Annotated in this window: 14 protein-coding genes; 13 read left to right on the top strand and 1 reads right to left on the bottom strand. The window is 50.9% G+C overall.

Going from position 1 to position 20,264, the window contains the following annotated elements:
* The first annotated feature begins 2 nt into the window (after positions 1-2).
* The 12 genes from BMW93_RS24135 to BMW93_RS35555 all read left to right on the top strand — a co-directional run bounded on the left by BMW93_RS24135 (position 3) and on the right by BMW93_RS35555 (position 19,199).
* Complete coding sequence (locus BMW93_RS24135) at positions 3-1,799, top strand: RagB/SusD family nutrient uptake outer membrane protein (RefSeq protein ID WP_090382395.1); 1,797 nt, start codon at positions 3-5, stop codon at positions 1,797-1,799.
* Between the two features lie 11 nt (positions 1,800-1,810).
* Positions 1,811-2,776, top strand: a complete 966-nt coding sequence (locus BMW93_RS24130; protein ID WP_090382697.1) for a DUF1735 domain-containing protein — start codon at positions 1,811-1,813, stop codon at positions 2,774-2,776.
* 524 nt (positions 2,777-3,300) lie between these two features.
* Positions 3,301-6,438 (top strand): SusC/RagA family TonB-linked outer membrane protein, encoded by a 3,138-nt coding sequence (locus BMW93_RS24125; protein ID WP_409013115.1) that lies wholly within the window; start codon positions 3,301-3,303, stop codon positions 6,436-6,438.
* 52 nt (positions 6,439-6,490) lie between these two features.
* Positions 6,491-8,170 carry a RagB/SusD family nutrient uptake outer membrane protein gene (locus BMW93_RS24120; RefSeq protein ID WP_090382393.1) on the top strand — a complete coding sequence of 560 codons (1,680 nt, stop codon included), beginning with the start codon at positions 6,491-6,493 and terminating at the stop codon, positions 8,168-8,170.
* Positions 8,171-8,405: 235 nt separating this feature from the next.
* Positions 8,406-11,603 (top strand): TonB-dependent receptor, encoded by a 3,198-nt coding sequence (locus tag BMW93_RS24115; protein WP_090382391.1) that lies wholly within the window; start codon positions 8,406-8,408, stop codon positions 11,601-11,603.
* A gap of 27 nt (positions 11,604-11,630) precedes the next feature.
* The gene (locus BMW93_RS24110; protein WP_090382389.1) at positions 11,631-13,457 is read left to right on the top strand and encodes a RagB/SusD family nutrient uptake outer membrane protein; all 1,827 of its coding nucleotides are present in this window, start codon (positions 11,631-11,633) and stop codon (positions 13,455-13,457) included.
* Positions 13,458-13,545: 88 nt separating this feature from the next.
* The gene (locus tag BMW93_RS24105; protein WP_090382386.1) at positions 13,546-14,442 is read left to right on the top strand and encodes a sugar phosphate isomerase/epimerase; all 897 of its coding nucleotides are present in this window, start codon (positions 13,546-13,548) and stop codon (positions 14,440-14,442) included.
* Positions 14,443-14,559: 117 nt separating this feature from the next.
* The gene (locus BMW93_RS24100) at positions 14,560-15,927 is read left to right on the top strand and encodes a DUF1080 domain-containing protein (RefSeq protein ID WP_090382384.1); all 1,368 of its coding nucleotides are present in this window, start codon (positions 14,560-14,562) and stop codon (positions 15,925-15,927) included.
* A 125-nt stretch (positions 15,928-16,052) separates the two neighbouring features.
* Entirely contained in the window at positions 16,053-17,393 is a 1,341-nt protein-coding gene (locus BMW93_RS24095) for a Gfo/Idh/MocA family oxidoreductase (RefSeq protein ID WP_090382382.1), read from the top strand.
* 41 nt (positions 17,394-17,434) lie between these two features.
* Complete coding sequence (locus BMW93_RS24090; protein WP_090382379.1) at positions 17,435-18,451, top strand: PmoA family protein; 1,017 nt, start codon at positions 17,435-17,437, stop codon at positions 18,449-18,451.
* Between the two features lie 78 nt (positions 18,452-18,529).
* Positions 18,530-19,042, top strand: a complete 513-nt coding sequence (locus BMW93_RS24085; RefSeq protein WP_090382377.1) for a DUF6934 family protein — start codon at positions 18,530-18,532, stop codon at positions 19,040-19,042.
* A gap of 4 nt (positions 19,043-19,046) precedes the next feature.
* Positions 19,047-19,199 (top strand): hypothetical protein, encoded by a 153-nt coding sequence (locus tag BMW93_RS35555; RefSeq protein WP_177194180.1) that lies wholly within the window; start codon positions 19,047-19,049, stop codon positions 19,197-19,199.
* 2 nt (positions 19,200-19,201) lie between these two features.
* Here BMW93_RS35555 and BMW93_RS24080 read toward each other — a convergent pair whose 3' ends face one another.
* Positions 19,202-19,645 (bottom strand): cupin domain-containing protein, encoded by a 444-nt coding sequence (locus tag BMW93_RS24080; protein WP_090382375.1) that lies wholly within the window; start codon positions 19,643-19,645, stop codon positions 19,202-19,204.
* Between the two features lie 205 nt (positions 19,646-19,850).
* Here BMW93_RS24080 and BMW93_RS24075 point away from each other — a divergent pair, with 205 nt between their 5' ends.
* Positions 19,851-20,264, top strand: coding sequence for a Dabb family protein (locus BMW93_RS24075; protein WP_090382373.1), 414 nt, complete (start codon positions 19,851-19,853; stop codon positions 20,262-20,264).

Raw genomic sequence — 20,264 nt, 5'->3', positions numbered from 1 at the left:
CTATGCATTTGAAATCATTTTATATCAAAAACATCCTGTCACTGACGCTGGCCGCATTCGCATTTACCTCGTGCGTCGATTACCTCGAACCTTACCCGAACGGTAACCGCACCACCGAGGATATCTGGAAGTACCAGGACATGGTGCAGGGCCTCGTGGGCCAATGCTACGACGTAATGCCCCGTAACTACAACGACAACGAAGGCGTGTACCTCGACGGCGCCACCGACGACGTGGTGATCACCAGTACCACCCACGCATTGACCCGCTTCGCGCTGGGCTCGCTGCCCACCAGTCAGGACCCTTTCCGTACCTACTGGGACAGGGACTACCGGGCGATTTTCCTCGTGAACCTGTTCCTGAAAGACCGTCGCGGCTACAATACGCGTTTCCTGGTGGACCCGCATTTGGATAGCCTGGTCAAAAACCGTTTGCAGGGCGAGGCATACGCATTGCGGGCGTGGTTTGAATGGGATTTGCTGCAAAAATTCGGAGGGAGCGCCAACGGCCAGATGCTCGGCTTTCCGATCGTGCTCGAACCGGTGGATGTGAAAGCGGAAACAAACCTCAAACGCAACACTTACGAGGAATGCGTGAAGCAGATCGTCGCCGACTGCGATTCGGCCTACAAGTACCTGCCCATCGCCCACCGCGATTTCCTCGTCAAGAATACCAACGACCGGGCCTATGCCGGTGGCAGGTTTTGGGGCCGGATGGACGGTATTACCACGAGGGCCATCAAAGCATTGGTATACCTCACCTGGGCCAGCCCGCGCTTCAACCCCTCGAACGACGTGACGCGCTGGGATCTGGCCGCGCAGAATGCGAAGGAAGTGATCGACTTCAAAATGAAGACCGACGCCGTTACCAATGGTTTCAATGCAAAAAAGGGCGTCAACTGGTTCGATCCTAACTATCCGGGCATCGTATGGGCATCGCGTTACAACAATGCCAACGACGCCATGGAGCGGATGTATTATCCGGGTGGTTTTCAGGGAACAGGCTCAGTGGGTGCCACGCAGGACCTTGTGGATGCATTCCCGATGAAAAACGGTTATCCCATCACGGACCCGCGCAGCAACTACGATCCTGCGAAGCCCTACGCCGACCGCGACCCGCGGTTTTATGCCACAATTTTTCATAACAATGCCCAGGCTGTACGGATCAATTCGGATAAGGTGATGTACACTTTCGAAAATTGGCAGAATGCCAAGGACGCAGCCGGTCCCGCCGTGAACAGCCGCACGAATTATCATATTAAAAAGATGGTATTTATGGGGCTCAACTGGTCGGACAATTCCATTAACCGCCAGCCGCACTCGAAATTCTTCGTCCGCTGGGAGCATATGCTGCTCACCTTCGCCGAGGCGGCCAACCAGGTAGAAGGGCCCGACGGCGGCAAATATGGCCTGTCGGCCAAAGAGGCCATGCAATATCTGCGGCAGAAAGACAATTCCGATGGCGGAAAGGGATTCGAGAAGGACCCGTATTTCACCGAAATAGCCTCGAAAGGAAAGACTGCTTTCAATGAGTTTATCAAGAATGAGAGAAGGATCGAAACCTGCTTCGAAGGCCTGCGGTTTTTCGATATCCGCCGCTGGACGACCAACCTCACCGATCTGAACAAACCGGTGCGGATGGCGGAGATTACCCGCAATTCCGACGGAACATTTCAATACAAGCTCGACGAAGTGGTGGAAGCGCGGTCGTACTCATCCGCATTCCTGCCGATCCCCTACGACGAAATGCTGAGAATGTCTAACCTGGTACAAAACGACGGCTGGGAGGCCTGGAAATAAATATGAATGCTATGAAAAAGAAAATTGCCGTTGCCCTCGGGCTGACCTTGGCCCTGAGCGCCTGCTATGACGATTACATCAAGGATTTCGATCACACCTCCGTGTATTTCATGTACCAGACCAACGCGCGCACCTTCGTGGTGGGCGAGGGGATGAGCATTGAGGTGGGCGCCGCCCTCGCAGGCGTGCGCGAGAACCGGCAGGACCGCGTGGTAGGGTTCCAAATGGACGCTGCGCTCGTAAATAGCAAAGCGTTGGAAGCCATGAAAGCCGGTGCGGGGTACGTCCGCGAGGCAGTGAGCGGCGTGGACACGCTCAAACCGATGCCCGCCGATTACTTCACGATTTCCGATAATTCGAGAATGGTCATTAAAGCCGGTGCGCATATGGGATCGGTCGTGATCAAGGCGGATTCGGCGAAGTTCCTGAAAGACGCCGCAACGATCCGCGCCGGGTATGCCATCCCGTTCTACATCACCTCTGCCGATGCCGATTCCATCGTCGGGGCCAAGCGTTCGGCCGTGGTGGCGCTCAAATACGAGAACATGCTTTTCGGGAACTACTGGCACGGCGGCGTCACGACGGTGAAGGACGCTGCGGGCAAGGTGGTGAAGACCGTGAAGTACTACACGACGATCCCCTCGCCGGAAGCCAAGATTTTCAAGCTGAAAACCGTAGCTCCCGACGCGCTGGTGACCAACATGATCAGCGACCAGGAGGGCTCATTCAAAATCACGCTCGACGGAAATGCCGTTAAAATCAGCAAAGCCGACGGTTCCACGGTCGAAGTAAAGCCCGAGGGCGCGAGTACTTTCAACCGCGCGAAGCTGTTGCAGGAACGTAAATTGTTTTTGAGTTATAAATATGAAAATGAGGATGGTACTACCTCTTTCGCGCAGGATACACTGACCTTCCGGAACCGCATCCGCGACGGGGTAAACGAGTGGCAGGACGAGAATCCGGACCATTATAAATAGGCGTCAGATTATCGCTTCATCAACAAATTTTCCGCCATATCTGCTTGGTAAATCTCTTACTTAATATTGTTTAAGTACAATATTTTGGTAGAACTAACCTCGCAGGTATGGCATTTTCGTATGTGTTTGTGCAAATATTTTATAATAAAATATTGGAACGAGCCTATTTTGGCAACGTTCCCGATAACGATTGCATAAATAAACTTCGCAGATCGTTTTCAATTTTCTCCCCGAATATCTATTCTCCGATTGATTTTCAAATGGTACTTTAAGTACAATAAATATACTTATTGGAATTGTTCAAATAAGTAGTCCAATTTGAAAATCGGCAACATAACTCGTCCCTGAACCTCTTCCCAATAGTAAATTTTATCAGAATAGTTACAATTCTGTGTTAAGTAACTCTATACTTATTTGTAATTATAAATAGAAAAAATATAACTATTCTGTAAGGGGTGTTCTATCAAATGCTCGTCAGAATAACAGTTAATGGTGAACTATCAATGGTTAAACAATCAATGCGTATGAAAAGAAATTTTACGAGTATTGGCCACTGTGTAATGCGTTGGGCGATGGCTGGTGCAGTAATGACAGGTTTTACAGGGCAGGCCTACGCGATGAGGCCAACATTAAACCTAACGGCAAGTGTAATCGACAGGACTGTTTCGGGAAAAGTGACGTCCTCGGAAGATAATCTCCCGATTCCCGGCGTTTCAGTGGTCCTGAAAGGAAGTAAAAGCGGTACGAACACCGACGTGGACGGACAGTTTAAGCTGGACGTGCCGGATGCCAACGCAATTCTGGTGTTCTCCGCCGTAGGTTTTATATCACAGGAAATCACCGTCGGCTCGAAAACAGTTTTCGAAGTTGCGTTGGCTTCGGATATGAAAACCCTTACGGAAGTGGTGGTAGTGGGTTATGGTACGCAGAAAAAGAGCCAGCTGACCGGTGCGATCTCTTCCGTATCGTCCAAGCAAATCAACGAAATGCCAATTACCAACCTGGGGCAGGCCATGCAGGGCCGCGTGGCCGGGGTGGACGTGGCACAATCGGGTAGCAAGCCGGGTACCGTGCCGAAGATCCTGATCCGTGGACGCCGCTCGTTCAACGCGGGTAACAACCCATTGTATGTAGTGGACGGAATCCCGCTTTCCGGCGACCGTAACGAACTGCTGCCGACCCGTCCGTTTGATTTTGTATCAGGGGGCTATGAAGATATGAACCCCAATGATGTAGCGTCGATGGAAATCCTGAAAGATGCGACGGCAACAGCCATTTACGGTGCCAGGGGTGCAAACGGCGTGGTGATCATCACGACCAAAAGAGGCGCCAGCAAGGGGAAAACAACCGTGAGCTACGACTCTTACCTGGGCGTGACCAATGCACTGGATAAAGTCCACCTGCTTAACGGCCCTGAATATGCCGAGTTGAAACGCGAATCGCGGAGAAATATCGGTACTTATAAGGATGCTAATGGGAATCCGGTTGCAAGCGGTGTGATTGACGCTTACGCGGATTCGAAGCTGTTCGAACCGATCGAACTGGATGGCATCGCGCAGAACCGCACGACCAACTACCAGGATATGATGGTGAAGCAGGGCTTCCAGCAAAACCATTCGATCGGTGTGCAGGGCGGCAACGAGAAGACGCAGTTCTATTTCTCGGGAGGTTATTTCAAAGATAAAGGCATTATCCCCGGGCTGGATTTTACACGTATGTCTGTCCGCGTAAATATCGACCACAATATCAACAAGCGCATTAAAGTGGGTATCTCGTCATATGGTATGTACAGCATCCGCAATGGCGCCAACCGCAACCCTTACGGCTTCACGCTCGCGCAGAACCCGCTGGCACGTGCTTACGACGATCAGGGCAATATCATTTTCGCCCAGACCAGCGATGCGTTGCTTACCAACCCGATGGCCGAGCTCGTGAAGGGCGCGCAGATCGACGAAACCAAGAAGTACCGGATCTTCAACAGCTTGTACGGTGAAATCAACATCCTTCCCGGATTGAAATACCGCGTGAACTTCGGACCGGATTTCAGCCTTTCCCGCGCCGGGCGATTTATAGGAGCGCAGACCAACGATATCAAAGGTGGTAACCCGACTGCCGCGACCAACAGCCAGTTTGGTTTTAACTATACGGTTGAAAACATCCTTACCTACGGAAAAACATTCAACGGTGGCCACAATCTGAACGTTACAGCCGTTCAGTCCGTGCAACGCGACAACTTTGAATACAACAACGTGTCCGTACAGGGTGTGCCGGTGGAAGGTCAGGAGTTTTACAACACAGGTAATGCCAGCACGGTACTCGGCGTAGGCAGTAACCTGATCCAGTGGACATTGAACTCCTACATGCTCCGTTTGAACTATGATTACAAAGACAAATACCTGGTTACGGTGACGGCCCGTCGCGACGGTTCGACGCGTTTTGGTGAAAACCACAAGTACGGAACATTCCCCGGTGTGGCTTTGGCCTGGAATATCAGCAATGAAGATTTCCTGAAAAGCGTTTCATGGCTCGACCAGTTGAAGATCCGCGCCAGCTACGGATCGACGGGTAACCAGGGGATTTCTCCTTACCAGACGCAAGGTTTGCTGAGCCGCACCTCTTATGCATGGGGAACAGCCGCAGCTTACGGTTACCGCCCGAACACCATCGGAAACCCCGATTTGAAATGGGAATCATCGGCAACTCGCAACATAGGCCTTGATTTCAGCCTTTTCGCGGGAAGAGTTTCCGGTTCATTGGAATTGTATCAAACCAATACCACCGACCTGCTCCTTTCCGACCAGCTGCCAACTTCCATCGGTTTCAATGCGGTGACCCGCAACGTGGGCGAAACCCGCAACCGCGGTATCGAGATCGGCGTTTCGACTGTGAACGTGAACAGCAAATCGGGTTTCAAATGGACCACCGATTTCACATTCTACAAAAACAGCGAGGCGATCATTTCACTTTATAATGGCAAGATCGACGATACCGGTAACAGATGGTTTATCGGGAAGCCTCTGAACTCATATTACGATTACAAAAAGCTGGGTATCTGGCAGACCAACGAAGCCGACCAGGCAAAATCGTTCGGGTTCCAGGTGGGACAGGTTAAATTGCAGGATACCAACAACGACGGAAAAATCACTGCCGACGACCGCGTTATCCTTGGTTCGGATATCCCGAAATGGCAGGGCGGTATCACCAACCGTTTCAGCTTCAAAGGCGTAGATTTGTCGTTCTTTATTTTTGCAAGGGTAGGTCAGAAAATCGTGAGCAAGTTCCACCAGAACACCCTTACTTTGCAAGGCCGGTACAACCAGATCAAAGTAGATTACTGGACGCCAAACAACCCTACCAACGAATTCCCGCGTCCTAACTTTAATCAGGAGTTCCCGGTTTACAATACTTCGTTCATCTATTTCGATGGTTCATTCGTGAAAGTGCGTAACGTCAATATCGGTTATACATTCAGCAATAAGTTTGTAGAAAGACTTGGCATTGAGTCGCTGCGCTTGTTCACATCCATTCAACAGCCGTTTATTTTCTCGAAATACCGCTCGAAATACAACGGTATCGATCCGGAATCATCGGATGGCAACGTGAACAACGATGTTACCCCGGCTACCCGCGTAACCACCTTTGGCTTGAATGTTAAGTTTTAATGCACCCCGCATCGACTCCTGACAACTATTAACTGTAAAAATTATCAGAATAATGAAACCAACATACTTATATAAAACTTTCAGCGTACTGGGGCTTTCGGCGCTTTTATTGACGGGGCAGTCGTGTAAGGACCTGCTCGACGAGAAAGTGATCTCGAACATTCCCGATGACTACATGGGCACCACGGCCGGTTTCAACTCGGCGGTGAATGCGGCATACTCGACATTGAGAAGCTTTTACGGAACCGAAAGAGGTATTTCTATGACCGAATACGGTACCGACCTTTACACGACCGGTGCCGACGGCAGCTTCAAAGGTTTCCACTTATACGATTCGCAGCTGATCGGAACGGTGAGCATTATCCAGGAGCTTTGGGAGGAAACTTACAAAGGCATCAACACCTGTAACGCCGTAATCGACCGCGCACCGAGCATTACCGGTGTGAGCGATGCGATCAAGACGCAGCGTGTGGCCGAAATGAAGTTCCTGCGCGCGCATTACTATTTTATTCTGATGCAACAATTCGGCGGCGTGGACTTGCGGCTTACCGAAACGGTGTTGCCTACAAAGAAAACTTCGCGCGCATCCGAGGATGAAATGTACAAGGCGATTATTGCCGATCTGGAAGCTGCATTGCCTGCATTGGAAAACAAAGCGAAATCTGCGGACTATGGTCGTGCTACGAAGGCTGCTGCCGAGCATTTACTTGCGAAAGTTTACCTTACCAAAGCAACTTCTTCCAGCAAAGCGGCTGACGATTACAGCAAAGCGGCAACTTATGCGCAGAATGTGATCTCGAATTATGGTTTCAAACTGTTGCCCGATTTTGCGAGCGTGTTCACACAAGGCGCGGGAGAAATTAATGACGAAGTGGTTTTTGCTGTGCAATACACTCCGGATGCGTTGACCAACGGAACGGGTAATACCCTGCACCTTTACTTCGGCATGCAGTACGACGTACAGGCCGGTATGCAGCGCGACATCGCTTACGACAGACCGTTCAAACGCCTCCGCCCGACTACCTACGCCTTGGAAACCGTGTTCAAGGACCGCGTGAACGACTCGCGTTACCAGAAGACTTTCCGCTCTACCTGGCTTTGTAACACCGCGGGCGGCACATTCACCAACGTGTTCGACAACTCGAAAACTTCCGTGACATTCAAGCCGGGTGATACCACTATTTACATCCCGGGCGTGGAGTGGACGGTGGAACAACGGAAAGCCAAACCTTACCAGGTGCTGGTACCGAGCTTGTACAATAACTCGCTTTTCCCGACACTCGTGAAGTTCATGGACCCGCTCCGTCCCGACAAGACCTATGAGCCCGGAAGCCGCGATTACCTGGCGTTCCGTCTGGCGGATACCTATCTGATCCTTTCGGAAGCATTGCTGGCACAAGGAAAAGTTGCCGATGCTACTACGGCAATCAATATGGTACGCCGCCGTGCTGCGTTCCCTGGCAAAGAAGCTGCCATGGAAATCAAAGCTGCGGATATGACGATGGAGCTTTTGATGGAAGAACGGGGACGGGAATTGCTGGGTGAGCAAACCCGCTGGCTTGACCTGAAACGCTGGGGTAACCTGGTGGACCGCGTTAAGAAATACAACCCGGATGGTGCGGCGAACATCAAACCTACGCACGTGCTGAGACCGATCCCGCAGACGCAGATCGACCGCAGCGAAAAGACGCCGGACGGTAGCGCCGGTTTCCCGCAGAACCCGGGGTATTGATCCGGTTCAGGAAATGGCGAAATGAAACAAAGCCGGAGGTGGTTAATCCCATCCTCCGGCTTTGTTTTTTGTAATCGAAGCAGGGGAATTTACTTATAGGGAAAAATTTTTTGACCGTAGAATCAATGGTACTATCCGGTTGAAAATTAGGACTTAATACGGGTGCGGGCAGGCTGGAATGGGTGGCGTCAGGGTGGTATATTTCACCTTAACATCATCTTTAATTCACTGACCTATGCACATCACAAAAGGATTTTTCACCTCTTTGCGGCGCATGAGTGGGGTATGCATATGTGCGATATGCCTGCACCCGCCGGTGCCCGCCAGTGTCGTCGCGAGTCCGCTCGCAAGGGTTGGCCATGTCATGCAAGCCGAGAGAACTATCACCGGCACCGTACTGGCCAAAGAAGGAAATGCACCCATTCCGGGTGTGACGGTGGTTGTCAAGGGAACAACCCAGGGCACCACAACCAATGCGGATGGGAAGTTCAGCATCGGCATCCCCGGAAACTCGGCGGTGCTGGTATTTTCGGCTGTTGGCTATGTAACGCAGGAGCGGGAAACGGGCAATGCGAGTGTCCTGGACATTTCGCTTGCTACCGACCAGAAAACGCTCAACGAAGTGGTGGTGGTCGGTTACGGCACGCAAAAGAAACGTGACCTGACCGGCGCCGTATCACAAGTAAATGCGACCCGGCTCGAAAATGAGAACCCGCAGTCGGTGCAGGACGTGCTGCGCGGGAATGTGCCGGGTATGAACGTCGGCTTTTCGGCTTCCGCGAAAGGCGGCGGTAGCCTGTCGGTACGTGGCCAGAACTCTATTAATGCAGGTTCCACCCCGCTGATTGTGCTGGACGGAACGATTTACTATGGCGGGATGGAAGATATCAACCCCAACGATATCGAAACCATCGACGTGCTGAAAGACGCCAGTTCTTCGGCCGTTTTTGGCGCCAAGGCCGCCAGCGGCGTCATTTTGATCACCACCAAAAAAGGGAAAGAAGGTAAGCCGGTGATCAATATCAATAGCAATTTCGGGTTCTCGGAAGTGGCTAAAAATCAACCGGTACTCAGTCCGCAGGGCTTCATCGGCTGGCGGCAGGAGGTGATGCGTAATATCAACGCCACTGCCGAGCCCGCCCGCTTCGCCGACCCGAACAAGCTCCCGGCGGGTGTTACCCTCGAACAGTGGCTGGCGTTCGACGGCTCCACGGGCGACCCGACGACCGTATGGCTCCAACGCCTTGGAATGCAGCCGGCCGAAATCCAGAACTACAAGGACGGTAAAAGTGTGGACTGGTATTCCAAAGTATTCCAGAAAGGTTTCCGGCAAGACCATACAGTGAGCCTTTCAGGCCGCAACGACCGCATTTCCTATTATATGTCTTTGGGATACCTCAATAATGAAGGTATTGTAGTAGGAGACAAGTACAGCACCGTCCGTGCGCGCCTGAATATCGAAGGCAAAGTGAATAAGCATCTTTCGGTGGGTATGAACACGCAATTCGCCCGTCGTGATGAAAGCCAGGTGCCGGTGAACTATGACCTGGGGCGGACCATTTCGCCGTGGGGTTCGGAATTCGATGCGAATGGGGACTACTCCTGGCGGCCCAACGGCGAGGCCAGCGGCGGAAACCATCCCTATTATGCCCGCCAGTTTATCAAGCGCGACCAGGGTGCGCAGACATTGAATTCAGTTCTGTTTGCCAAGGTTACCCTGCCTTTTGGATTTACCTATCAACTCAATTTTACGCCCCGCTTCGACTATACACACCGCTACAATGCAGAGTCGGCCAAACACGCCGAGTGGGCTGCCGAGGGAGGCCGGGCTTCCCGCAAGGATTCGACGGTATTTAACTGGCAGGTCGATAATATTCTTAAATGGAACAAAACCATCGCCGGAAAGCACCAGATCGACCTTACTTTCCTGGCCAATGCCGAACGTTTCAAAAGCTGGCGCGACAGTATTTCCAACAAAGGCTTCGCTCCGACGGACGTTTTGGGTTACCACAACATCCAGGCAGGCGGACTACCGGTAGTCTACACCGACGACCAGACCAGCACCGCCGATGCATTGATGGCCCGGTTGTTCTATTCATTCAAAGACAAGTACATGCTCACGCTGTCGAGCCGGCGGGACGGTTATTCCGCATTCGGGCAGAAAAATCCGCGGGCAGTGTTTTCGTCGGCGGCATTGGGCTGGGTATTCACCGATGAAAGTTTCCTGAGTTCCAAATGGCTGAGCTACGGCAAACTCCGGGTTTCATATGGAAACAACGGTAACCGCGACATCCCGCGCTACGACGCCCTCGCCGACCTTGCGAGCGGTAAATACCTGCACGTGAAGCCGGATGGTACCGTGTACCAGGTGAGCCAGCTTTACGTGAGCCGCATGGCAAATCCGAATTTGAAATGGGAAAAAACCAATGCATTGAATGTCGGACTCGATTTTGCATTGTTTAACAACCTTGTCGACGGGAGCATTGAGTACTATAAATCCACCACCAAGGATTTGCTTGTAAAACGCGCATTGCCCAATGTGCTGGGTTTCGACAACGTTTGGGATAACCTCGGCGAAGTGCAGAATAAAGGACTGGAAATCAGTTTGAATTCCAACAATATGCGCCGCGAGAACTTCACCTGGCGCAGCACATTCAACTTCCAGCTCAACCGGAACAAGATCGTGCATTTGTACGGCAACATGATCGACATAAAAGACGGTTCGGGCAAAGTTACGGGCCGTAAGGAGGCCGACGACGTAACCAACCGCTGGTTCATCGGCCACGCGCTCGACGAGATCTGGAACTACCGTATCCTGGGCGTCTGGCAGAAAGAAGAGGAAGCGGAAGCGGCCAAATACGGTGTGAAACCGGGTGATTTCAAACTCAAAGATGTGAACGGCGACGGCAAGTTCACCAATGACGATAAGGAATTTCTCGGCTACACTTCCCCGCGTTTCCGCTGGACGTTTCGGAATGAGTTCAAGCTCTTCAAAAGCCTGGATGTTTCGTTCATGATCTATTCTTACTGGGGCCAGAAAGGGACATTTAACCAGATGAAGAATCGCGACGGTTTCGTGGACCGCACCAGTTCCTACGTATTCCCTTATTGGACCGAAGAAAACCGCCAGAACGAATGGGCGAGGCTCTATTCCAGTGAAGGTTCGGCAACCGGTTATGCAGTTTACAGAAGCAAATCCTTCGTGCGGTTCGAAAACCTTTCGGTAGCATACACGGTACCAAAAAGCCTTTCGCAAAAAGTGGCGGTACAAAACCTGCGCATTTACGGTAACGTCCGCAATATCGGCTTCTGGGCGCCGCAATGGAACTTCTGGGACCCGGAGAACGGAACGAACGGCACGACGAATAACAGCATTGCCACCTCGGTACCAAGCCCGCGCATTTACACCATCGGACTGGACATCACCCTGTAATCACTATCACACAAAACTATACTGATTATGTTTAGCAAAACATCCAAATATATTCTGGCAATAGGCCTGCTCGGCGCTGGGGCGATGATCAGCTCTTGCAAAGAAAACTGGCTGAAACCGGAACCGCTCTCATTTTACGAGCCGGACCTGACATTTAAAGACCTGGGCGGGTTGAAAGCCACGCTCGTTGCCTGCGAGCGTAACCTGCGCCTGGAATGGTATGGCGACGCGATGCCGATGATTACAGAATCGATCTTTTCGGACATTGCCGTGGAAGGTACCACCGACAAATCGGGCCCGGCACAGAACCTTAACCTGCTCATCACGCCCGATGCCCAGCTGAACCACATCGATTACAATCGTATCGGCTGGTATTGGTTGGAAGGTTATAAAGGCATTAAGTATGCCAATACGGCTATTTCACGCATTGATTTACCTACTTATAAAAATGAGCAGGAAAAGAACGAGCTCCTGGGGGCGGCTTATTTCCACCGCGCGGCACGCTATTACCGGCTGACGCAGCAATTCGGCGACGTACCGCTGATTCTTAGTGAAATTAATGGTCCAAAGCTTGATTTTCAAAGCACCAAACGCGAGGTAATCCTTAAAAAAATGAAGGAAGACCTCGAATTCGCCGAACAGTGGGTACCTGTGGTGGCCGACAAGGGAATGGTTAACCGGGGCTCGGTAAGCCATTTGCTCACAAAGGTCAATCTGGCACTGGGACTGTTCGACGACGCGATTAAGTCGGCGACAAATGTGATAGACGGTGGTACGCACAAGCTGATGACCTCGCGTTTCGGCGCAAATGCAAGCGACGCGAGCCGGAATGTGATCTGGGATTTGCATCGGCCTCAGAACAAATCGATTGCGACGAATACCGAAGGGTTAATGCTGGTTATCGACAGGTTGAATATGGAAGGCAATGTCGAGGGGGGTATGCTCATCATGCGCAACGCCGTTCCACTGTGGTTCAATAACATTAACACACCCAGCGGCAAGCGGGGCACGATCGATACTTACGGCATCGAAATCGATCAGGTTGTCAAGTATGGCCGTGGAATCGGACGCCTGCGCCCGACCGATTATTCGCAGAACCAGATTTGGGATGACAAAAACGACCTGCGCCACGCACCCGGCAACTGGATTCGCATGGAGGATATTTTGTACAATAATCCCTCATTGAAGGGCGATGACAATTTTTACGGAAAGAATTTGCAGCTCAAAAACGCGGACGGCGTAGTGCTGACCATCGACACGATCCGGTGCTGGTTCGACTGGCCACAATATAAGTTGTACGTTGACGACCCCTTGCGTGTGCAGCCGCAGGGCGGCAATTCGGACTGGTATGTGTTCCGGCTCGCCGAGACTTACCTCCTGCGGGCGGAGGCCTACGCATGGAAAGGCGACATGGCCAAAGCGGCCGACGACGTGAATGCGGTGCGAACCCGCGCCAACTGCGCACCGCTTCCGGCTGGTAAGATCAATATCGGTACCATCCTCGACGAACGCGCCCGGGAACTGTATTTCGAAGAGCCACGCAAAACCGAGCTGACGCGGATCGCCTACATTTTCGCGCAAACCGGCAAACCGGCGCCCAATGGTAAAACTTATACGCTCGACAAGTTTTCCGATGACAATTACTTCTATGACCGGGTAATGGAGAAGAATGACTTTTACAACAAAGGTGTAAAAACGCGCCACGCCGACGAATATACCATGAGCCCTTACCACGTGCTGTGGCCCATTCCGCAATCGGCGATTGACGGGAATACGCAAGGGAGGATCAACCAGAACAAAGGTTATGCGGGGTATGAGAAGAATGTGCCGCCGCTGACGGAAATCCCGAAATAAATTTACAAGCAATGACCCGTAGATAGCGGGTCATTGCTGTTTTATATCGTCTGGGAGTTATGGATTTTTACATTAATCTAAACCTGAAATGAACAGACGGAATTTTCTGCAAAACACTTCGCTCGCGATGGTCGCTACCATGGCGGGGGCCGGCTGGCTGGAAGCCGCTATAAAAAAGGGAGACGTCAAAATCGGCTATTCGGCCATCACATGGGGCGGAAAGGATGAACAAGCCATCGCCGACCTGGCCGGGTTGGGTTTCAAAGGCATTCAACTACGGGCCAATACATTTGGACCCTACCGTAATAAGCCTTCCGAACTGAAAGAGGCGTTGGTGAAGAATAACCTCACGCTCTGCATGTTTTCGAGCGGAAATGTGGAGATAGATCCAGCCAAATTTGAAAGTACCGTCGATACTCACGTGGCGCACGCGAGTTTTGTGAAAGCATTGGGCGGCAATGCCATGCAACTCACCAACAGCCTTCGTCCCAAAGACCGCGCTCCATCGGTAGAGGAGCTGAAAAAGCTGGCGCAGGTGATGAATGAAGTCGGGAAACAAACCGCCGATCTGGGTGTGCAGGCCGTTTACCATAACCATATGAACCAGCTCGGCGAAACGCCCGAAGAAGTGGATGTGATTGTGCAGGCCATGAACCCGAGGTATATCAAACTGCTGCTGGACATTGCGCATTACAAGCAAGGTGGCGGCGAACCGCACGAAGCGATCGTGAAATACAAGGACATTCTGCATTCGCTGCATTTGAAAGACACCAAACCGGCAGAAACCAAAAGCGGCTATAAGTTTGTGGAATTGGGGCAGGGCAGGGTGGACGTTCCGGCGGTGTTTAAGGCTTTGGATAAAGTGAAGTTTAAAGGCTGGGCCGTGGTGGAACTTGACGGCGTGCCCGATCCGGAGAAATCGCCGCTGATTTGTGCCGAAATCAATAAAAAATACATTACCGAGGTTTTGAAATATCCGGTGTAGTCCCAACTGGATTTGTAAGGGTATTCCTATTAATATTTCGTTATTAATGCAATAACTGATATTAGAATAGGGTACCCTTTCGCATTTTCAGTTATTCATCATTATTTATTCAACACAATGAAAAAATTCCGATTACCGCTGGTCGCAATGGCCGCGTTCCTCCTTGCCGCTCCGCTCCAAGCCCAGAAGTCGAAAGATGGCTGGGTAGACCTCTTCAATGGCAAGGACCTGACAGGCTGGAAGCAACTCAACGGTCAGGCTAAATATGAAGTAAAAGATGGCACGATCGTGGGCACTTCCGTGATGGGAACGCCCAATTCATTCCTGACTACTGAAAAAGATTACGGCGATTTTATCCTCGAACTCGATGTGAAAGTCGATAATAAACTGAACTCGGGCATACAGATCCGCAGCTTGTCGAAACCCGATTATATGAATGGCCGCGTGCACGGCTACCAGGTGGAGATCGATCCGAGCGACCGCGCTTATTCGGCGGGCATTTACGACGAGGCGCGCCGCGGCTGGCTTTACCCGCTCGATTTGAACCCGGAAGGTAAAAAAGCATTCAAACGGGACGCGTGGAACAAGTACCGCATCGAAGCGATCGGTAACTCGATCCGCACGTTCCTGAACGGCGTGGCCGTGGCGCATGTGGTGGACGATATGACACCCGCAGGCTTCATATGCCTGCAAGTGCACGCGATCGGCAGCAAGGAAATGGAAGGTACGCAGGTGAGCTGGAAGAATGTCCGCATTAAAACCACGAACCTGAAACCGAGCCCTGCCACCAACGTTCGCATTGTGAACCTGATCCCGAACAATCTCGACGCTGCCGAGAAAGCGCAGGGTTATTCGCTGCTATATGATGGCAAATCGGTAAGCCAGTGGCGTTCTTACGGCGGCACGGAGTTCCCTGCCAAGCGTTGGAGTTACCAGGACGGTGTGATCAACATTTCCAAATCCGACGGCTCTGAAACCGGTAACGATATTGTTACCCGCAAGCTTTACGGCCCCGCATTTGAATACGAATTTGAATTTAAACTGACAGAAGGCGCGAACAGCGGCGTCAAATATTTTGTAGATCAGAAATTCAATTCTAATGGTAAATCGGGCATCGGCTGCGAGTACCAGGTGCTCGACGACGAGCGTCACCCGGATGCTAAACTAGGCAAGAACGGGAATCGTACCATCGCTTCGTTTTATGACGTGATCCCGGCCGATCGTCCGAAGAATGCGGTGAAAAAGATCGGTGAATGGAACCAGGGCCGCATTGTTGTGCAGAAAGACGGCACCGTGCAGCATTTCCTGAATGGCTATAAAGTCGTGGAATATGTGCGCGGCTCCCCGCAATTCAAGGAATTTGTGGCGGGTTCTAAATTCGCTAAGTTCGAAGGTTTTGGCCTGTCGCAGGAGGGCAACTTGCTGTTGCAGGACCACGGCGACAATGTGTTTTTCCGCAGTTTGAAAGTGAAGGAGATCAAATAGCCCGAATCGGCGGAAAAAAGGTAAAAAATTACAGTAGATAAACGGGCGTCCGACATTTAGAATCGATTGCCCGCAAATCAGACCCAGAGCAATCCAAAAATCAACTTTTATTCCAATCCAATATCATGACCAGTAGAAGGGATTTTCTTAAAAATGCAACATTGGCTACTGCGGGTGTCGCAGTAGGCGCCAATGCTTTCAGCGCGGCCAGCTACCGTCGTATCGTAGGCGCCAATGATCGCGTCAGGGTAGGTATCATCGGTTTTTCGGACCGTTTTCGCAGCTCGCTGGCACCTTCTTTCTCGGATCACGCCAAGGAACTGAACTTTGAGTTTATGGGTGTTTCCGATCTGTGGAACCGTCGCCGTGACGAAGCGGAGGCATTCATGAAAGGCAAACCCTACGCAGCCAGCGAATTTGTAAAGGCGCGCAATAACGAGGAATTGCTCGGACGCAAGGATGTAGACGCGGTGATCATCAGTACCGCCGATTTTCAGCATGCATTGCATTGTGCGGAAGCCGTGAAGTCGGGCCGTGATGTGTATGTTGAAAAACCTTTCGCCGAAACCATTGAGGATGCAAAAGTGGCATTGAAAGCGGTGGAAGCATCGAAGCAGATCGTACAGGTAGGCTCGCAGCGCCGAAGTGCCCCTAACTATTGGGCTGCTTATGAATATATCAAATCGGGCAAATTCGGGGACATTACCACAGTTGAAATGACATGGAATGTGAACCAGCCCGGCCGTTGGAGACGCAAGGAACTCGTTTCCCAAATCCGCAAGGAGGATACCGACTGGGACCGCTTCCTGCTGAACCGTCCGAAAGTGGCATGGAACCCACGCTACTATCTCGAATTCCGTTTGTTTTACCCTTATTCATCGGGTATTCCGGGACAATGGATGGCCCACCAGATCGATACCGTACACTGGTTCTCGGGTCTCGATGCGCCGCGTAACGTGGTCGCCAACGGGGGTATTTACACCTGGAAAGATGGCCGTACCAATGTCGATACTTTCAGCGCCGCATTCGAATACGGTCCGGTAGACGACAAGAGCAAAGGTTTCCAGGTAATTTATTCTTCCCGCTTCAACAACGAGGCAGGTGGCGTGAAGGAATATTACTATTCGAATGGCGGTATGATCAACCTCGACACGAACAAGATCACTTCCGAAGGCGGATTGAAGGAAAAGGATGCCAAAGGAATGGGCTTACAGGCAAATTTGCTTCCTGAAATGTCTTTGAAAACCGGCGATAAAATTGCGACCGATGCCAACACCGGTGCCGATCCGATGACTTCGCTGCATATGCGCAACTGGATGGAATGTATCCGCAGCCGTAAGGAAACGAATGCACCTGCCCGTGTAGGTTTCAATCATTCGGTGGCGAACATCATGGCTACCCAGGCATTGCATACTGGAAAGCGTGTGAATTGGGATCCGAAGCAAAAAGAAATCGTGCTTAGCTAACCATTTTAAAAGATCGAACAGTGAATTTAAAACATACTGCTTTGGCACTGACTGCCGTGGCCTTTGCCGGAAGTGCTTTTGCGCAGAAGGTGGATCTCGTCCGCAACGACAAGGACAAGAAAGTGGAGGTGAAAATCGACGGGAAGCCCTTTACGGCCTATTATTATCCCGGTGAGAAAACGCTGAAAAAAGCCGTGCTGTACCCGGTAATGACCGCCAAAGGCACCGTGATTACCCGTGGCTGGCCGCTGGACCCTCGCGCAGGTGAGCGCGTAGACCACCCGCATCACGTGGGTATCTGGCTCAACTACGAGGACGTCAACGGTAATGACTATTGGAATAACTCCGATGCCGTGAACCACGAAAAGCGTGCCTACGGAACAATTATCCATACCGGCATTACCTCTGTGAAAAGCGGTAAAGACAAAGGCGAACTTACGGTGACCGCCGACTGGGTGGACAAAGACGGCACACTGACCCTGAAAGAAGTAACCAAATACACTTTTAGTGGCAAAGGCGACTCCCGCATTATCGACCGCAGCACGACATTGACAGCCGTTCTGCCGGAAGTGAATATGCCCGATGTAAAAGACGGCATGTATGCCATCCGCGTGGCGCGGGAGCTGGAACTACCTTCGAACAAGCCTGAAATTTTCACCGACGCAAGTGGTATAGCCACCAAGGTGCCCGCATTGAACAATGAAGGCATTACCGGCAACTACCGCAATAGCAATGGCATCGAAGGTGAAACGGTATGGGGCAAACGCGCGATCTGGTGTAACCTTACCGGAAAGATCAAGGACGAAAACATCAGTATCGCGATGATCGACCATCCTAAAAACGTGGGTTATCCTGCTTACTGGCATGCCAGGGGATACGGATTGTTTGCTGTAAACCCATTGGGTATGAAAGCGCTCAGCGACGGCAAGGAAACACTCAATTTTAAGCTAAAAAAAGGTGAGTCCACCACCTTCCGTTACCGCCTGGTAATTGCTTCCGAGCATTTGAAAGATGCTACGCTCAACGACCTCGCAGCCGCGTACGCGAAGACGGAATAGTTTGTATACTAGCAGATTGAAAGAGTAGCCAGCGACTTTCGCTGGCTATTTTTTTTGTTACCTAAACAATCTGTCGGTATGGATTTGGAACGATATAAGATTGATCAACTTAGTGAGTTTGGCTTTCGATTTTACAGCAATGGACCAAAGGGAGCTTTCAAAATGCATGTCCGGTTTAGTTATTTGGGGCGTAATATATTTAACCTCGGTTTCGGTGTTGTAGAATCTGCGTCGGGGCGATTGAATGATTTGATTGAGGTCAGGAATGGTGATAGTGAAAAAATACTGGCAACTGTCGCCGCAATTGCCCTTGAATTTATGGAAGATCACCCCGGCGCTGTGATATACGCAACCGGAAGCACGCCCTCGCGAACCCGGCTGTATCAAATGGGGATTAACCGGATTTTACCAACGCTTGAACAGTACCAGATATTTGGATCGATTAGCGAGGATATATTAGCTGATTATAAAGAATCTGCCAGGTATGACCGTAACCCAAAGTGGCAGGAAGTTGAGCCGGGGAAATCCTACAAAGCGTTTTTGCTTTTTGACCCTTCAATCACTAACTTAGATATACTGTTCAATATTTAACACTATGCCAGCTATAAAAGAAAAAAAGGTGAAGCGAGACTACGTCCACGACGAGTTGCCACCTAATTATTACGAATTCTTCGAAAAGAAAGCCGAGGAAGCAAGGCGTTTTCTGGAACTTAACCCAGTCCCAGAAAACCTTTTTAAAAAGAAATAACTTCACTTCTCCATCGTCCCCGGTGAATGCCAGCTGATCACATGGTAGGTCGCCGGTGTTTTTCCTGCATTGCGGATCGCGTGCATTTGATTGGATGCCTGGAAAATAACTGAACCGGGGCCAACTTTCTTCTTTTCTCCATTGACAAGCGCCTCTACGGTGCCTTCTTTAATAATAATCACTTCTTCTTCCGGGTGTTTGTGGGGTGGGTGCGATGCTTCACCGGGATTCAAGGTCGTAACGTGGCATTCGAGTTCGTCGGTTGTGGCGGTTTGGGAACGAAAGAACGTTCTCACTGAACCAATGGTCGTATTTTTGACGGCAATGGTGTTCCAATCGAAAATGGATGATTCGAGGATGCTGCGCTGTGGCCGGGCGATAATGCACGTCAGTGTGCAGCAAACAGAGAAAGAGGCGACGGTAAGGTCTCGTTTAGTAATTTTCATAGTAGGGGTAAATGGAAAATTTATAGTAGAAAGACTTCTATCGGCGAGGTTTACCTTGACTTTTTTGTCAAAATAATTTAAGTTTTTATTGAATTAGTTTCAAAAGAAGGTCGTTACAGGGTTGCTATTTTGATAATGGGCAAATAAGCGTTATCCTTGAAGCCAAAACGCGGAACCTCTCCGCTGTCCGTTTTGCTCTCAATTCATGGAAGATCAATCAAGAAGAAAGTTCCTGCAAAATGCGGGATTGGCTTCGCTAGCCTCTGTTTCCTCAATCACCGCCGAGCCGGAAAGGACCAAAGAGCTGTTTATTCATCACGTTTTCTTTTACCTCAAAGAACCTAACAACGCGCAGCACGAGACACAGCTGTTGGAAGGATTGCATAAGCTGGCCAAGGTGCCGTCGATCCAGTTTGTACACATCGGCAAGCCGGCGGTAACCAATCGCTCCGTCATCGTCAAAGATTACACGGTATCATGGATGTGCTTTTTCAAGAATATCATCGAGGAGGAAATCTATCAGACGCACCCGATCCATCTCGAATTTATCGAGCAATATTCGCACCTATGGGAAAAAGTAGTGGTTTATGACTCGGTGGGGCCGAAAAAGGTCGATTAA

Source organism: Dyadobacter sp. SG02 (assembly GCF_900109045.1).
GTDB lineage: Bacteria > Bacteroidota > Bacteroidia > Cytophagales > Spirosomataceae > Dyadobacter.
This window is presented reverse-complemented; position numbering and strand designations above follow the sequence as displayed.

Coding starts and splice junctions, on each gene's coding strand:
- BMW93_RS24085 (WP_090382377.1), top strand. CDS start 18,530: ATGGATTTGGAACGATATAAGATTGATCAACTTAGTGAGTTTGGCTTT.
- BMW93_RS24115 (WP_090382391.1), top strand. CDS start 8,406: ATGCACATCACAAAAGGATTTTTCACCTCTTTGCGGCGCATGAGTGGG.
- BMW93_RS24080 (WP_090382375.1), bottom strand. CDS start 19,645: ATGAAAATTACTAAACGAGACCTTACCGTCGCCTCTTTCTCTGTTTGC.
- BMW93_RS24120 (WP_090382393.1), top strand. CDS start 6,491: ATGAAACCAACATACTTATATAAAACTTTCAGCGTACTGGGGCTTTCG.
- BMW93_RS24110 (WP_090382389.1), top strand. CDS start 11,631: ATGTTTAGCAAAACATCCAAATATATTCTGGCAATAGGCCTGCTCGGC.
- BMW93_RS24095 (WP_090382382.1), top strand. CDS start 16,053: ATGACCAGTAGAAGGGATTTTCTTAAAAATGCAACATTGGCTACTGCG.
- BMW93_RS24125 (WP_409013115.1), top strand. CDS start 3,301: ATGAAAAGAAATTTTACGAGTATTGGCCACTGTGTAATGCGTTGGGCG.
- BMW93_RS35555 (WP_177194180.1), top strand. CDS start 19,047: ATGCCAGCTATAAAAGAAAAAAAGGTGAAGCGAGACTACGTCCACGAC.
- BMW93_RS24100 (WP_090382384.1), top strand. CDS start 14,560: ATGAAAAAATTCCGATTACCGCTGGTCGCAATGGCCGCGTTCCTCCTT.
- BMW93_RS24135 (WP_090382395.1), top strand. CDS start 3: ATGCATTTGAAATCATTTTATATCAAAAACATCCTGTCACTGACGCTG.
- BMW93_RS24105 (WP_090382386.1), top strand. CDS start 13,546: ATGAACAGACGGAATTTTCTGCAAAACACTTCGCTCGCGATGGTCGCT.
- BMW93_RS24130 (WP_090382697.1), top strand. CDS start 1,811: ATGAAAAAGAAAATTGCCGTTGCCCTCGGGCTGACCTTGGCCCTGAGC.
- BMW93_RS24075 (WP_090382373.1), top strand. CDS start 19,851: ATGGAAGATCAATCAAGAAGAAAGTTCCTGCAAAATGCGGGATTGGCT.